The sequence below is a fragment of the Sphingobacterium sp. 2149 genome (genome assembly GCF_031455655.1).
Lineage (GTDB): Bacteria > Bacteroidota > Bacteroidia > Sphingobacteriales > Sphingobacteriaceae > Sphingobacterium.
Window position 1 is genome coordinate 71135 of record NZ_JAVDTD010000017.1, and the last position, 14414, is coordinate 85548.

Sequence of the window (14414 nt, forward strand, 5' to 3'; positions counted from 1 at the left end):
TCGTATTTTGTTTTATACTCGACCTAAAGCTGAATAGGGCGAAAACCATTTTTATACTAAAACCCATTTCTAAGCGTTTAGATTATTGTTGATTTTTCAGTAGATCAATCAAACTCGGATTTAACAGTAAATTTATGATCGGAAAACAGGCGTTAATTTCATTACTAGGAGGGGTATGCTTTGTGCTGCCACTTAAGGCCCAAGAAAGCGCTGTAGAAGGTATGAAAGAAGCAGCTCAAAACTTCTTTCAAAAAAGCATCGAAAAGGAAAAACAGGAGATTTACCAATACCTAGATAGTATAAAATCTACGGGGAATAACGGACAGCAGTATTCTGAAATAACAGACGAAGATATACAGCTGGTTCGGAAATTGAAGGCAATAGAACGAGAGGTTCCTCTAGACTACTCGCCTCGAGTGAAAGAGCTGGTGGCGAAATACACCTCAGACAATTATAATCCTTATATGTGTAGAATGATGGGATTAGGACAATACTATTTTCCATTGTTTGATAAAATTTTGGATGAGGTCGGTGTGCCACGCGAACTCAAATACCTTAGTGTAGTTGAATCATCCCTAAATCCGCGCGATATTTCCAGTGCAGGAGCGACAGGTTTATGGCAGTTAATGTATTACGAAGCCAAAACTTATCACCTTACAGTAGACAGTTATACCGACCAGCGTATGGATCCGATCGCTTCCAGCTATGCAATCGCAAAGATTTTAAAAGAGGCTTATGAGGAATACGGCGATTGGCTATTAGCGATAGCATCCTATAACGGCGGTAAAGGAGCTGTTAGCCGTGCAATTCAGCGCTCAGGAAAGGAGAAGGCAACTTTTTGGGATGTTGCACCTTATTTGACACAACAAACTCAAAACTATATCCCGAAATTTATCGCTATGACCTATGCGATGAAGTATGCAGATGAAAATAATATCAATGCGGCAGATACCGAACTTTCATTAAGAACGCAGATCTTGGATATCAATAAGCGGATATCATTGAACCAAATAGCAGATGCATTACAGGTGTCTAAAGAAACATTACGTGCATTAAATCCTAGCTTTAAGAAGAATGTATTAAATGGTACCGAGGATGCCCCATTGCGGTTAGTGTTACCTGTAGTGGACAAGAAAATTGCTACAGAAGAGTTGTATGCAGCACTTAATACGCCAGTCGCCCCGTCAAATGCAATCCAAAATGAAAACATAGTGCAGACCCTACTCAATGGAAAGTATAAAGTGAAAGTTGGCGAAACATTCGCTTCCATTGCTGATAAGTTTGACGTGACAGTTCAGGATATAAAATCCTGGAATAATCTGCGCGGCAATCAAATTGTTCCTGGACAAAACCTACTAATAAAAAAGAAGGATGATTTTGTAAATACAAAATTAGCCCGCAATACAGAACGATCTGCAAAGAAAAGCCAGCAGCATGTAGCCAACATCACACGTACAGCTTACTATGTCGTAAAGAAAGGCGATACATTATCTGAGATTGCAGATAAAAATGGTACTTCAGTGGGCCGGCTTAAAAGTGAAAACGATTTGAGCGGAAACCGGATAAAACCAGGTATGAAATTGAAAGTCTCAAAAAAATAACAGCATGGTTTAAATTAACCATGCTGCATCCTCTTCATTGTCAAATTCTTCGAGCGTAACAGTTACGTGCTCCCGTAATATCGTAGAAAGCTTTGTACCATAGTAATCGCTAAATATTGGGAACTTATGGTGACTTCTATCAATTAATACAGCAGTTCTCATTTTTTTTAATGGTACATTCAAAAATACACCCAGCCCATAAGCTAGTGCCCTGCCACTATTGAGTACATCGTCAACAAGGATAATCGTCTTGTCTTTTGCAATGTCAACAGCTAAGTCTGTGTTTGCGCTTAATGACCTGCTGGTCTTCTTCATTGTTACCTTAATCAATAGAATCTCTTTGTCTGAAATATCCTGCAAAATTGCTTGAAGACGTTGAGCAAATACATAGCCCCGGTCAGCAATACCTACTAATACGAGCGTTTCATCTTCAAAATTGTCTTCCAATATTTGATAGGCAATCCGAATAGATTTTTGTTTTATTTGTTCTTTATTTAAGATGAGGGTTTTCTTTGAAGACATAATAGTATTTCCAATGATTATTGGGTAAAAATAGGATATTATATTGTATAAAAAAAGTCCAAAACGAGTTAAACGCTTTGGACTTTCTGAGAGTGAATCTAATCCTATTAATTCAATTTATTATCTTTTTCTGCTTTGATTATCTCCGCAGTAAGCGTTCTATTATCTTCTGGTAAACGACCTCCATTGTAGTAATAACGTCTCCAGTATGGCTCATCTAGGTTGCTGATCATGACACCTTTACTAGAAGATGCATGTGCAAATTTATTATCTCCGATATAAACCCCTACATGGGTAATACTTCTACTTCTAATTTTGAAGAATACCAAATCACCAGCTTTAAGCTCATTCTTTTCGACGGTTTTTACTTGAGAGTACTGATTTCTGCTATTATACCCCAGCGATGTGTTGAACACTTTGTCGTATAATTCGTAAGAAAATTTTGAACAATCAATGCCTCTCTTTGAATCTCCTCCTAAACGGTAAGGAGTACCTAGCCATTCATAAACAAATTGATAAAGTTTGGTGTTTGTTGTTGCTGATACTGCAACTCCCATGATTTGTGAAAAGTATTCCTTCGCTAAGTTGTCAGGATCTGATTCTGGTTTGGAGTTTCTGTTGGTTTGTGCCTGCGACACTAGACATAAGCCGATAAATAGCATTGACGCTATAAATTTCTTTGTTTTCATTAAATCGCTTTTTTGTACAACATTTAACTTTTAAAAATTGAATACTGTCATCTATTTTGGACAGCACTGTTGCGAATATAATACAATAACAGTTTAAGGTCAAATTTATTTTCACGTATTTAACGAAATTTTAACAATTTTAACATCTTCAAAGATGTATTTATACCTGTTGAGAACGATTTCATCTGATGCGTTTCCGTATTTATTAAGGACAGCACCTACGCTATTTTAGTGTACTTATGTGATGATAAAATACCACCTCAATGAGGTTACTATTGTGAATCTTAAAAAAAATATTAATTTCCTTTGGTAAAGTGATAATATTTGTTCTATATTTACAAAACATAATTAAAAGCAATGAACACAACTTCAATTATTACGTCGATTATTATTACCACCGGGATAAGACTCAGGAGGAAGTAGTTTCGTTGTATATAATTGTAGACACAATATTTAGAAGCGCTTTCCTCAAAACAGGAAAGCGCTTCTTTTTTATCGCAAAATCATCAATCTAAACAAACAGTATAAAGTAGCATGAAAGTTTTAAAATTTGGAGGCACATCAGTCGGTACAGTAGAAAGCTTAAAGGCAGTCCTGGGCATCGTGAAAAAATCTTATGATGCAAAGGAAAAACCGTTGGTTGTGTTGTCAGCTATGTCGGGTGTGACAAATTTACTTACGCAATTAGCTGAGGACGCTGCAGAAGGAAAATCCTTTTCAGAGGGACTGAAATCATTGGAAGATAGGCATTTTACAGTAGTGAAAGAACTTCTGGCTGTGAAATATCAAAATCCTGTATTTACAAAGCTGAAATTATTTTTTAATGAAATAGAAGATCTTCTTCAAGGAATTTTTGCACTAAAAGAGCTGAGCTATCAAAGCAAAGATTTGATATTAAGCTACGGCGAGCGTTGTTCGAATTATATGGTATCTAAAGTGATGGAACAATATGTTCCAGAATCATTATTTGTGGATGCTTCTCACTATGTGAAAACTGATTCGAACTTTGGTAATGCGCATTTAAATGAAACATTGACCGAGCAATTGGTGAAATCACTATACATATCACATGGCGATAAATTATTATTTGTGACGGGTTTTATCGGTAGTAACGAAAACGGTCGTATTACCACTCTAGGAAGAGGTGGTTCAGATTATACAGCAGCTATCTTCGGATCCATATTAGACGCGGCAGCCATTGAAATTTGGACAGACGTAAATGGCATGTTGACCGCGGATCCACGCATTGTGAAAAAGGCTTTTTCTTTACCTGTTTTATCATATACCGAGGCCATGGAATTGTCTTACTTTGGTGCTAAGGTGATTTATCCTCCTACCATGATCCCTGCTTTCTTGAAGAAAATTCCGATTGTTATTAGAAATACCTTTGAGCCTGATTTCTCCGGAACCGTCATTCAGTTTGATAGCGGCAAAACAGCGCTACCAATAAAAGGAATTTCCTCTATATCAGATATTTCGGTTATCAATCTAAGTGGTTCAGGCATGATCGGCAAGTCGGGCTTTAGCGGAAGGCTTTTTACTTTATTGGCTAGAGAGCAAATCAATGTTGTGTTAATTACGCAGTCATCTTCCGAACATAGCATCACATTTGCTGTAAACCCATCTGACGCCAAACGCGCGATACAATTAATCGAAGTGGAGTTTGAATTGGAGATCCAAGCCAATAAGCTCATCGTTCCAGCGATTGAAGATAACCTTTCAGTCTTGGCCATCGTTGGCGAAAATATGAAAAAGACACCTGGTATGTCCGGTCGATTATTTGCCGCGCTAGGGAGGAATGGCATTAATGTTCGCGCTATAGCACAGGGCTCATCTGAATATAATATATCTGTTATTATAGGTAAGGAAGATCTGGCGAAGGCGCTTAACGCTGTACACGACGCTTTTTTTGCCGAGCTAAAGAAAACCCTTCATGTGTTTAATATTGGTACGGGTAACATCGGCGCAACTTTATTTAAACAGCTGGAAAGTCAACATGATTTCCTACTGGATAAAAACGATATCGAAATTAAAGTCGTCGGAATTTCGAATAGCCGTAAGATGCTTTTTAATACCGAAGGTGTTGATTTAAATAATTGGTCTAATGAACTCGACAGAAATGGAACTGAATCGGACTTGGCCTTGTTTATTGAACGCATGAAGGCACTCAATCTGCCAAACTGTGTTTTTATCGATAATACCGCGAGCAAATTACCAGCTACCTATTATGAAGACATCTTTAAATCCAATATTTCGATCGTCACCTGCAATAAAATTGCGAACTCAGGTAAGTATGAGCAATATAAAACACTCCGCGATACCGCTCATCGACACGGTGTGGACTTTTTTTATGAGACAAACGTAGGCGCGGGACTACCTATCGTCCGCGTACTCAAAGACTTGATGTTGAGTGGTGATCGTATTGTCAAGATAGAGGCTATTTTATCTGGAACAATCTCGTATATCTTCAACAATTTTAAAGCTGATGCTTCTTTTTATGATGTTGTTAAACAGGCACAGGAACTAGGATATACTGAACCAGATCCAAGGGACGACTTAGGCGGTATAGATTTTATGCGTAAAATGCTCATATTAGCTAGGGATGCCGGATATCCTGTCGAAGCCGAGGACGTAGACCTAGGTTCAATACTTCCGCCGGCATGTTTGAAAGCTGAATCCGTAGATGCGTTTTACGCAGAATTGCAGCGCGAAAATGACTATTTCGAAGCCATGAAGAAGAAAGCTGAAGATGAAAATAAAGTAATACGCTACATCGGAAAATTGGAAAATGGAAAAGTATCCATTGCGATTCAGTTTGTTGATGAAAACCATCCTTTCTATGCATTATCGGGTAGTGACAATATTATATCATTTACAACAGAGCGCTATAAAGAACGTCCTTTAGTAGTAAAAGGTCCGGGGGCTGGGGCTGAAGTAACAGCTGCGGGTGTATTTGCCGATTTAGTAAATGTTGGAGCATAAAAACGATTCAAGGAAAATAACAATTACATGATGGCTAATAATTTAAATGTAGAGTATCTGAAAGATAAGATTATAAATTTAGACAGCATGCTGTCCGAAGTTCGTGTCTTTGCACCTGCAACTGTCGCCAATATGATCTGTGGTTTTGACATACTGGGCTTTGCGGTTGAGGCGCCAGGAGACGAGGTGGTCATGCGACGCACAACACAACCCGGGGTAACTATTCGTAAAATAACAGGCGACGATGGAAGATTGCCGCTTGATCCAGGTAAAAATACCGTTTCTGCCTGCGTTCAGTATTTATTACAGGCTCTGAATATTTCTTCAAAGGTCGGTGTGGAAATTGAATTACATAAACATATGCCTATCGGATCGGGTTTAGGTTCTAGCGCAGCCAGCACAGTGGCAGGGCTTTTTGCCATCAATACCATGCTGGGTAACCCCTTGACAAAAGAAGAATTATTGCCATTCTGTGTCGAAGGCGAGCGCTTGGCCTGTGGTACGGGGCATGCTGATAATGTGGCACCAGCACTCTATGGAGGTATAACTTTAATTCGGGGAAATGAACCTTTGGATGTGATTTCCATTCCTTCGCCTAAAGAACTCGTTGCTGCAGTCGTTTTTCCACAAGTCGATGTTCCCACACGCGACGCTAGACAACTTATTAAAGATAAAGTACTATTAAAAGACGCTGTCACCCAGTGGGGTAATATCGCGGGATTGGTAGCTGCTTTGTTCAAAGAAGATTATGATCTCCTTGCGCGAAGCATGAAAGACGTTCTTATCGAACCGACGCGAGCTATTTTAATCCCTCAATTTTATGAAATGAAAGAGATTGCTCTAAAACACGGTGCCTTAAGTTTCGGTATTTCTGGCTCTGGACCATCAGTTGTGGCAATAACACGAGACGAGAAAATAGCAGAGGATATCGCAGACAAAATTCAAACTCATCTCAAAGAAAATGAAATTGATAGTTTTGGATACGTTTCCCGTGTCAATGTAGAAGGCCCCAGAATATTAGATCAAAAGTTGTTTACAGCATAGCGGTCTATCAAATCTAAGGTTAATTCATATTTACCTCTTAAAAAGATAACAAAGTGAAATATCCATGTGAAAATATCAATTCAATTAAAACGGGATGTTTCATATGGCCTTAAAAAAAAAAGAATATTACATATGAAATTTTATAGCACAAATAATAAAACATTAGAAGTTTCCTTTAAAGATGCGGTCTTCAATTCGCTACCAGCAGACAAAGGGTTGTATATGCCGGAAGCGATCCCTCAATTGGATCCATTATTTATTAAGAATATTCAGCAGCATTCTTTACAAGAGATTGCATTTGAAGTCGCTTACACGCTCTTGAGGGATGATATTCCCAAAGAAGATTTAAAGCAAATCGTGAACGACGCGATTAACTTTGATGCTCCCGTAAAATTCTTGACCGACAGCACAGCTGTGCTCGAACTTTTCCATGGACCTTCTTACGCCTTTAAGGATTTTGGTGCCCGGTTTATGAGCAGAGTGATGGGTTATTTTTCGAAGACGGATGATAAATTACTGGATGTGCTTGTTGCGACATCTGGCGATACTGGTGGAGCTGTTGCCTTGGGATTTTTGGGCGTTGAGGGAACGCGTGTAACCATCTTATACCCCAAAGGTAAAGTGTCCGAGGTTCAGGAATTACAATTGACTACAAATGGACAAAACATTCGTGCAATTGAAGTGGAAGGTACATTTGACGATTGCCAGGCATTAGTGAAACAGGCTTTCAATGATCCCGAACTGAATGCTGTCTTACGGTTGACTTCAGCTAATTCAATTAATATAGCACGATTGATCCCACAGACATTCTATTACTTTTATGCGTATGCGCAATTAAAGTCGCAAGGAATCAATGAGGTCGTATTTACAGTACCGAGTGGTAATTTTGGTAATATTGGGGCAGGCCTATTAGCTTATAAGATGGGGCTACCTGTCAAACATTTTGTTGCGGCTACAAATGTAAATGATACCGTACCTAGATTTCTTTCATCAGGCAAATATGAACCGCTGCCTTCAGTACAAACATTGAGCAATGCAATGGATGTCGGAAACCCGAGCAACTGGGTTCGTATACAGGATATCTTTGGAGGAGATGTGGACGAATTAAAAAGTATGTTATCTTCTTATACTTTTACAGACGAAGAAACAGAAAGAGGAATGCAGAAGTTATTTGAAGAATCGAACTATATCGCCTGTCCACATACAGCAATCGCATGGCTTGGCGCTCGTACCTATGCAAATGAGTATCCTGGTCACTATGCTTCGGTTTTCTTATCTACTGCTCATCCCTGCAAATTCCCTGATGCAATCGCTGTAGATGTGTTTGAAAAGATAGTTCTGCCTAAAGGAGCAGAAGCTTTGCAAGGAAGGGAAAAGTTAGCTGAACCTTTAAAAGTCGATTTTGAAGCATTCAAAAAATATCTAATCAACCATAATTAAATGCTTGGGGCTCCTTTCGGAGCCCTTTTTACTTTCATTCACAAATAGCGGTTCTTTTACACGGAAGGAATAATTTAAAAAAAGTATGACGTTTTGAGAAAGAGCGAGGTTTTATCCAGAAAGTTTCGTCATGATGTCGAATTAATACATTAATTTTGCAGTAATGAAATCAGTTTATTTGAATAAGGGTAAGGATAAAGCTGCGTGGCAATTGCATCCTTGGGTATTTTCTGGAGCAATTAAATCATTGTCCGATAAAATTGAGGATGGCGAAGTTGTTGGTGTTTACAATGCTGAACGTGAATTTATTGCCTATGGGCTATTTCACAATAGCTCGCGCGTGGCCATTCGTTTGTTAGAATGGAATCCTCAAGTGCAGATTGATGCAGCGTGGTGGCGTTCACGCGTCCAGAAGGCTGTTGCGGCACGACAGCACCTATTACAGAAAGACGTGACGAATACTGTTCGTCTAATCTTTGCTGAAGCAGATTTTCTTCCTGGACTTATTGCAGATAAATATGCAGATTTTATATCTATTCAGGTTCACGCAGTTGGACTTGAAAAAGTTAAATCAATTATTATCGACGAATTGAATGCTTTGCTACAGCCAAAAGGAATTTATGAACGTAGCGATCTGAAATCCCGTGAACATGAGGGACTACCCGACACCAATGGGCTTTTGTATGGAGAACTTCCACCAGAATTTGTTGACGTTGTCGAAAATGGTATCCATTATAAGGTGAACATTATTGATGGACAAAAATCCGGATTCTATTGCGACCAACGAGAAAACCGTCAGCTGACAGCCAACTACGTTTCTAATAAGCGAGTCCTGGATTGTTTTTGCTATTCTGGTGGCTTTACATTGAATAGCCTGAAAAACGGGGCATCAGAAGTCATTTCCGTAGATAGCTCTGCACTAGCTATTGAAACCCTGGAAAAGAATATTGTTGAAAATGGATTTGAACCCAGTCGACATAAAGCAATATTGGCGGATGTAAACAAGCAATTACGCAAATTCATCGATGCGGGTGAAAAATTTGATATGATAGTCTTGGACCCGCCTAAGTATGCACCATCACGATCAGCCTTGGAAAGAGCATCTCGAGCTTACAAAGATCTGAATCGCCGTGGATTGATGTTGTTAAATAGTGGTGGTTTGTTAGCAACCTTTTCTTGTTCAGGCGCAATGGATATGGATACCTTCAAACAAGTGCTTGCTTGGGCAGCGTTGGATGCAGGTAAGGAAATTCAGTTTATCAGACAGTTTCATCAACCTGAGGACCATCCTGTGCGGGCCTCTTTTCCCGAAGGAGAATATCTGAAAGGATTGTTGGTCCGCGTATTATAATTTATTACATGAAGATAATTTGGGTTGGTTTGCGAAAACCAACCTTTTTAATTTTTGAACAACGTCATGATACAAGAAAAATCGAGTAGACCTATCTTTTCTATTTTATTTGCCGTAAGCATGGTGCACCTTTTGAATGACATGATTCAGGGAGTGATACCAGCGACATATCCCTTGCTCAAAGAAGAACATCATCTGAGCTTTTCGCAGGTTGGAATGATCACAATGGTTTATCAGATAGCAGCATCAATATTCCAGCCTGTTGTGGGCTCATTTACAGACAAACATCCTGTTCCATATTCGCAGATTATCGGAATGTCTTTTTCTCTCCTTGGTATGCTTTTATTTTCAAAAGCAAACAGTTATGAATGGATCTTATGTTCAGTCTTTCTCGTTGGGGTTGGATCTTCAATTTTTCATCCCGAATCGTCTCGCGTCGCTTACATGGCGTCAGGTGGAAGAAGGAGTATGGCACAATCTATTTTTCAGATCGGCGGAAATGCGGGGACAGCTATGGCCCCAATTATTGTCGCTTTTTTGATTTTACCGAGAGGGCAGCAGGCAATCGCATGGATGTGCCTATTCACAATCATTGGCCAATTTATATCTTATTATATCGGAAGTTGGTATAAAGAAAGGCTTCGAAATACAGCTAAATCTACCAAGCGAGCGATACGCGTGCCAGATTTACCCAATGGGCGGATCGTCATGACTGTGATTATCCTCCTATTGTTGATCGTATCAAAATATTTCTATATCGCCAGTATCACAAATTACTTTCAGTTTTATACCATTAAAAAATTTGGGATTAGTGAAGTAGAAGCCCAGGTTTATCTCTTTTATTTTCTTATTGCAGTTGCTGTCGGAACCCTATTAGGAGGAGCATTCGGCGATCGATTTGGCCGAAAATATGTTATCTGGTTTTCTGTATTGGGCGTTGCACCATTTGCATTGGCTTTACCCTATGTAGGACTTACCATGACGGGGATATTGATCGTCATGATCGGATTAATTTTATCATCAGCTTTTCCAGCGATTATTGTTTATGCACAGGAGCTATTGCCGAAAAAACTAGGCATGGTTTCCGGTTTATTTTACGGCTTTGCATTTGGAATGGGCGGAATAGGATCAGCTGTGCTAGGCTGGCAGGCAGATCACACTTCTATCGAGTTTATTTATCACTTATGTTCTTATCTTCCTTTGATCGGTATTGTAGCTTATTTTCTTCCCGATCTACAAAAAACGCAATACAAAGAGATTTAAACTTGAAAATAAACAATAGCAATTGTGTCGTCTGTTAAAAATAGCGAGCGAATATCCAGTACGATATCCGCTGGCTATTTTTATTTAATGCATTCCATCCATGCGGATGCCATCATCTGTGCCCCAGCAAGTGTGGGGTGAACTCCATCTGCCGCCCAGTAGGCACCAGGAGCACTCTTTTGAGCATTATCAAATATTTTTTGATAGGGAATTAAGATTCCCCCAAATTCTTTTGCTATTTCACGGGCAGATTCTTGATAAGCCAAGAACTTTGGATACCAAGCATCAGTAATATGGCCCACCCCTTTGACCGCAAAGGGTTCTCCAATGATCAGTTTGACATTGGGAAGCTTTTGTAGCGTCTCCTGCAATAACTGTTGATATTGGGATTTATATTCATCAACTGTAGTTTGTGCGCCCCGATCAATCGTGCGCCAAAAGTCGTTTACACCAATCAAAATGCTTAATACTGTTGGTTTAATGGCTAATGTATCTTCCTGCCAACGCTTCTGTAGATCCGGTACACGGTTGCCACTGATACCTGTATTATAGACCTTGAGTTTCTTTGCTGGATATTTATTTAAAAGTTGACTAGCGGCCAATAAAGCGTAACCGTGACCCAGCGCACCAGTGTCATTGGCATTTCTGTTATTCCTATCCCGACCCACATCTGTAATGGAGTCGCCCTGGAATAAAATAATGTCGTCGTTATTTAAACTTATTTTTGAGGCACTGGATGTTGATTCATGGGCGAAAACTTCGTTTCCTAGTAAACTGGCGCCACTCAAAAGACCGGTGCCAATGATACTTTTCTTGATAAATGATCTGCGGTTCGTATTCATTATTAGGTTCTTGTTTAGTATGAGGATTTATTATGTTTAAAGTTACATACTTTTAAGCATACTTTTCCAAACCTTTTATAAGGATATTACACGCTTTTTCGATTTCAAGTTCTGTAATCGTCAATGGCGGAGCTACACGCAAGGCTGTTTCACAATGCAGATACCAATCAATCATTACCCCATTCTCAGCACAGTACCTGCTCACATTGTAAACCTGATCAAAAGAGTGCAATTGAAGACACATCATAAGACCTAATCCGCGAATTTCTTTGATCGCAGGATGTTTGAGCTTTTCTTTGAATAAAAGAGCTTTTCTTTCTACCTGCTCAACTAAATTTTCTGTTTTGATGACTGCTAACGAAGCGCGAGCTGCTGCACAACTCACAGGATGGCCACCAAAAGTCGTGATGTGCCCAAGCATAGGATTATCTTTAATAACATCCATAACTTCCTTTGCTGCAACAAAAGCCCCTAAAGGCATACCGCCGCCTATACCTTTGGCGAGCATCAAGATATCGGGAACAATACCAAAATGTTCAAAAGCGAAAAGACGGCCTGTCCGGCCGAAGCCAGTTTGGATCTCATCAAAGATGAGTAAGGTACCAGTTTCATCACAGCGTCTTCTGACGGCTTGCATGTAAGCGATGTCTGGCACCCGAACACCAGCTTCCCCCTGAATAGCTTCGAGTATAACTGCAGCTGTTTGTTCGGTAATCTTTGTTAGGTCTTCCAGCTCATTAAACTCGATAAAATCTATTTCGGGTAGGAGAGGAGCATACGCTTTACGATACTCGTCGTTTCCGATGAGACTGAGTGCACCCTGTGTGCTGCCATGATAGGCTTTTTTTGCAGCTATAATCTGCCTACGGCCAGTATATTTCTTTGCTATTTTCATGGAACCCTCTACCGCTTCAGTTCCGCTGTTAGTGAAGTAAACAGATTGAAAATGAGCAGGCAGCTCTGCGAGTAATTCTGTTGCAAACTGCACTTGAGGAACCTGCACAAATTCACCATAAACGGTGACATGTAAGTATTTATCCAATTGTGATTTTATGGCCTCCAACACTTTTGGATGACGATGGCCTATATTGCTGACATTAAACCCGGAGACTAAATCCATATATTCTTCTCCATTGGGGCCATAAAGGTAAACACCTTCAGCCTTTACCACTTCAACCAATCTAGGGGAGCTAGATGTTTGAGCAGTATTCATTAAAAATAATTCTCTGTTGCTTAACATGATATTACAAATGTCCGAAAATAAAAAAGAAGTCTTTAAGACTTCTTTTCTATTTTTAAGATTATTTTCTTCTATTCTGCAGGGATTTGTAAAGATGTTCCCTAAATTCTTGCTCAACTTCGAAAAATTGCGATGCCCGCGCGTTGCCAATCACTTTGGCAAATTTAGCCCGGTATTCCTTTTTGATCTCCACTTCTTTCGCATCGTACTGTAATATATCTCTCGAACCATTTCTAAAGCTGTTTTTAGGAGCACCATTTAACTTTTCTTTTCTGATATCCCAAAGTGTTTGACTATACTCATTATAGAGTGGGAAGAATTGCTGAGCCTCTCTTGGCGTCAAATCTAGTTCTTTAGTAATGTAAGCTATTTTTTCATTTTCTATAGCTTGAAATCGATTTTTGTCTTGTGCAAAGCTCAAGGCAATAGAAAATATACTAAAGAACAATGTTATCCATATGTATTTTTTCTTGAACATCATTATAAGGTATAATTTAGATAATCTTCTATTTCTTGTTTAGATAAATTGCTGCCAAATCCCTTAGTAGGGAGATTAGCTTCATCAGTATATTGGGACATATATATCATATCATCACCAGACGCTGACGCTGCAAGGTAATTGATGATTTCTTGCTTAGGAATTTCAGATAAATGCTGGCTCAGTTGCTCCTCTGTGATCCCATCCGCAGCAACAGCATCTTGTTGTAGATATTGATAGCCCCAGTACCCCCCGATACTCAACATGGCCGCAAAAGATGCAGCGACAGCGTAACGAGCATACCATTTTTTTGGTTTGCCTATGCGATGGATAGGTGTAACATCTTCTTCAACCTCCTGTACAGCGTTAATAATTCTATCTGACAGATTCTCAAAATAATGTTGGGGTACATTAAAATTGGTAGTACCAACAGTTTCTTTTAATTTTTCTTCAGCAATACGCGATAAAATAGTCAATTCTAAGCTTTTCTCATAGTCAACTGGCGTCAAAAATCCATCTGTAAGAACTGTATCCTTCAATTCGAGTTCAGCTATACGTGAAAAAATAGAATTTTCAAGGACGTGGTCGTAATCATGTGGCAGTGTAAAACCATCAGATGAAACTTTTTCTTTTAATGCGTCTTCTGAAATTTGGCTGAGAATAGATCCTGAAAGCTCAGAACTATAATTTTCAGGAATTTCGAAACCGTCCACAATGACTTGACTTTTTAAATTATCTTCCGCGATTTTACACACAATGACATCATAGAGATTGTCAAAATACCCTTCTGGAACCTCAAAGACGGTGTCTTTGCTTTCAACCAATTTGACTTGCGTAATTATTTTTGATTCTAGATCATTGAAATAATTTTCCGGTAAGTCAAATGGATTTTTACGCAACGATGCTGGAAGATTGTTAGGCTCCAGCCCATCATGATATGTGCCATTTTCCTTCATAGTATC

General features: G+C 39.2%; 12 protein-coding genes. 6 read left to right on the forward strand and 6 right to left on the reverse strand.

What is annotated here, in order from left to right:
- The first annotated feature begins 134 nt into the window (after positions 1–134).
- Complete coding sequence (locus tag J2X77_RS21545) at positions 135–1601, forward strand: LysM peptidoglycan-binding domain-containing protein (protein ID WP_209581477.1); 1467 nt, start codon at positions 135–137, stop codon at positions 1599–1601.
- Between the two features lie 9 nt (positions 1602–1610).
- On the opposite strand, the gene J2X77_RS21550 is transcribed toward J2X77_RS21545, so the two are convergent.
- Together J2X77_RS21550 and J2X77_RS21555 are read right to left on the reverse strand one after the other, a co-directional pair.
- A complete protein-coding gene (locus J2X77_RS21550) occupies positions 1611–2123 on the reverse strand; it encodes a phosphoribosyltransferase family protein (RefSeq protein ID WP_209581480.1) in 513 nt (170 codons plus the stop codon).
- A 107-nt stretch (positions 2124–2230) separates the two neighbouring features.
- Positions 2231–2812, reverse strand: coding sequence for a C40 family peptidase (locus tag J2X77_RS21555; RefSeq protein ID WP_209581483.1), 582 nt, complete (start codon positions 2810–2812; stop codon positions 2231–2233).
- A 534-nt stretch (positions 2813–3346) separates the two neighbouring features.
- On the opposite strand from J2X77_RS21555, the gene thrA reads away from it, so the two are divergent.
- From thrA to J2X77_RS21580, 5 genes are all read left to right on the forward strand, one after another.
- Positions 3347–5794, forward strand: coding sequence for a bifunctional aspartate kinase/homoserine dehydrogenase I (gene thrA, locus J2X77_RS21560; protein ID WP_209581486.1), 2448 nt, complete (start codon positions 3347–3349; stop codon positions 5792–5794).
- 87 nt (positions 5795–5881) lie between these two features.
- Positions 5882–6838, forward strand: a complete 957-nt coding sequence (locus J2X77_RS21565; protein WP_209581629.1) for a homoserine kinase — start codon at positions 5882–5884, stop codon at positions 6836–6838.
- Between the two features lie 132 nt (positions 6839–6970).
- Positions 6971–8278, forward strand: coding sequence for a threonine synthase (thrC, locus tag J2X77_RS21570; protein WP_209581488.1), 1308 nt, complete (start codon positions 6971–6973; stop codon positions 8276–8278).
- 163 nt (positions 8279–8441) lie between these two features.
- Entirely contained in the window at positions 8442–9629 is a 1188-nt protein-coding gene (locus tag J2X77_RS21575) for a class I SAM-dependent rRNA methyltransferase (RefSeq protein ID WP_209581491.1), read from the forward strand.
- A gap of 66 nt (positions 9630–9695) precedes the next feature.
- Complete coding sequence (locus tag J2X77_RS21580; RefSeq protein ID WP_209581493.1) at positions 9696–10892, forward strand: MFS transporter; 1197 nt, start codon at positions 9696–9698, stop codon at positions 10890–10892.
- An 80-nt stretch (positions 10893–10972) separates the two neighbouring features.
- Here J2X77_RS21580 and J2X77_RS21585 read toward each other — a convergent pair whose 3' ends face one another.
- The 4 genes from J2X77_RS21585 to J2X77_RS21600 all read right to left on the reverse strand — a co-directional run bounded on the left by J2X77_RS21585 (position 10973) and on the right by J2X77_RS21600 (position 14408).
- A complete protein-coding gene (locus J2X77_RS21585) occupies positions 10973–11734 on the reverse strand; it encodes an SGNH/GDSL hydrolase family protein (protein ID WP_209581495.1) in 762 nt (253 codons plus the stop codon).
- Between the two features lie 52 nt (positions 11735–11786).
- On the reverse strand, positions 11787–12974 hold the full coding sequence (locus tag J2X77_RS21590) for an aspartate aminotransferase family protein (protein ID WP_209581497.1): 1188 nt from the start codon (positions 12972–12974) through the stop codon (positions 11787–11789).
- Positions 12975–13035: 61 nt separating this feature from the next.
- Positions 13036–13455, reverse strand: coding sequence for a hypothetical protein (locus J2X77_RS21595; protein ID WP_293939699.1), 420 nt, complete (start codon positions 13453–13455; stop codon positions 13036–13038).
- The gene (locus J2X77_RS21600; protein WP_209581499.1) at positions 13455–14408 is read right to left on the reverse strand and encodes a hypothetical protein; all 954 of its coding nucleotides are present in this window, start codon (positions 14406–14408) and stop codon (positions 13455–13457) included. The genes J2X77_RS21595 and J2X77_RS21600 overlap by 1 nt, the downstream gene beginning before the upstream one ends.
- Positions 14409–14414: the final 6 nt, after the last annotated feature.